This is a genomic window from Streptomyces sp. NPDC059853, assembly GCF_042731495.1.
Taxonomy (GTDB): domain Bacteria; phylum Actinomycetota; class Actinomycetes; order Streptomycetales; family Streptomycetaceae; genus Streptomyces.
Genome location: NZ_JBHWJL010000527.1, coordinates 1 through 1814, shown reverse-complemented (window position 1 = coordinate 1814; position 1814 = coordinate 1). Strand labels below are relative to the sequence as shown.

General features: G+C 76.6%; 1 protein-coding gene and 1 pseudogene. One reads left to right on the top strand and one right to left on the bottom strand.

Going from position 1 to position 1814, the window contains the following annotated elements:
• Window positions 1-137 (bottom strand): annotated as a pseudogene (locus ACFV5N_RS27570) (xylose isomerase); the annotation flags it as partial.
• Window positions 138-260: 123 nt separating this feature from the next.
• Here ACFV5N_RS27570 and xylB point away from each other — a divergent pair.
• A complete protein-coding gene (xylB, locus tag ACFV5N_RS27565; protein ID WP_385605193.1) occupies window positions 261-1694 on the top strand; it encodes a xylulokinase in 1434 nt (477 codons plus the stop codon).
• Window positions 1695-1814 lie beyond the last annotated feature (120 nt).

The following is a 1814-nucleotide window of genomic DNA, read 5'->3' as shown; positions in this document are numbered from 1 at the left end:
AGTTCGGAGAGCCGGTTGACCGACTCGACCGGGTCGAGGACGGGGCGGGTGGCGTCGCCGAACGGGTCGTTGCCGCGCCAGCCGACGGTCCACAGACCGAAGGTGAACTTGTCGTCGGGGGTGGGCTGATAGGACATCGCGGCTCCTCGGCGTGCGGTACGGCTATTCGTCATGTCCGTTGACAAATTAGTATGCCCCTGCCCCTGAGTGGAAGCCCCCGGACCGCCACCGTCGGCGCCGGGCGACGGAAGGACGCGATCATGGCCGCACCCGATGGACCTCTCGTGGTGGGCGTGGACTCCTCCACGCAGTCCGCCAAGGCGCTGGTGGTGGACGCCGCCACCGGCACGGTGGTGGCCCGCGGCCAGGCGCCGCACGTGGTGAGCCCCGAGGGCGACAGCGACCCCGAGCAGTGGTGGCAGGCGCTCGGCGAGGCACTGGACCAGTGCGGCCCGGTGGTGCGGGAGGCGGCGGCGGTCTCGGTCGCCGGGCAGCAGCACGGCCTGGTGACGCTGGACGGTGACGGCCGTCCGGTGCGCAACGCCCTGCTGTGGAACGACACCCGCTCCGCCCCGCAGCGCGAGCGGCTGATCGAGGAACTCGGCGGAGCGGGCTGGTGGGCGCGGCGGGCCGGGAGCGTCCCGCCGGCGTCCTTCACGGTGACCAAGTGGGCCTGGCTGCGCGAGAACGAGCCGGAGGCCGCCGCGGCGACCCGCGCGGTGCGGCTGCCGCACGACTATCTGACCGGCCGGCTGACCGGTCAGGAGGTCGGCGGCGGCACCACGGACCGCGGGGACGCCTCGGGCACCGGCTGGTGGTCGACGGAGACCGAGGCGTACGACGCGGAGATCCTCGGCCATGTCGGCCTGGACCCCGAGCTGCTGCCGCGTGTGGTCCCGGCGGGCGAGCCGGCCGGCACGGTACGGTCCGGGCTGCCGCTCCCGGAGGGCATCCTGGTGGCCGGGGGCACCGGCGACAACATGGCGGGCGCGCTCGGCCTCGGCCTGCTGCCGGGCCGTCCGGTGCTGAGCCTGGGCACCTCCGGCACCGTGTACGCGGTGGCCGGGCGGCGGCCGGCGGACGACAGCGGCGTGGTCGCCGGCTTCGCCGACGCCGGACGCAACTGGCTGCCGCTGGCCTGCACGCTCAACTGCACGGTGGCCGTCGACCGGTTCGCGGCGCTGCTGGGCCTGGACCGGGAGGCGGTGGAGGCGGGCGGCGCGGCGGTGGTCCTGCCGTTCCTCGACGGGGAGCGCACCCCGGACCTGCCGTACGCCAGCGGGCTGCTCACCGGACTGCGGCACGAGACCACCGGCGGCCAGGTGCTCCAGGCCGCGTACGACGGGGCGGTGTTCGCGCTGCTGGAGGCCCTGGACCGGGTGCTGGACGCGGACGCGGACCCCGCGGAACCGATTCTGCTGATCGGCGGCGGCGCCCGGGGGGTGGCCTGGCGGGAGACGGTACGGCGGCTCTCGGGCCGTCCTGTGGTGGTGCCCCGCGCCCAGGAGCTGGTGGCGCTGGGCGCGGCGGCCCAGGCGGCCGGTCTGCTGCTGGGCCGGGACGCGTCGGCGGTGGCCCGGGAATGGAACACGGCCGAGGGCCCGGCGTACGACGCGGTGGAGCGGGACGAGGCGGCCCTGCACCGGCTGTCCACGGCCCTGCAGGACGCGGATGCCCTGCTGCGCCGCCCCTGAGGGCGCGGCGGTGCCCGGACCCCCGGCAGGAGCGGAGGCCCGTGGACGGCGGCCCGTTCCCCCGCTCCCCGGCGTCCGCCGGGCCGTCGCGGGGCGCGGTGCGGCGCGGCGCGGCCGGAC

Excerpts from the sequence above, each read along its gene's own strand:
- xylB (WP_385605193.1), top strand. The coding sequence starts at position 261 with ATGGCCGCACCCGATGGACCTCTCGTGGTGGGCGTGGACTCCTCCACG.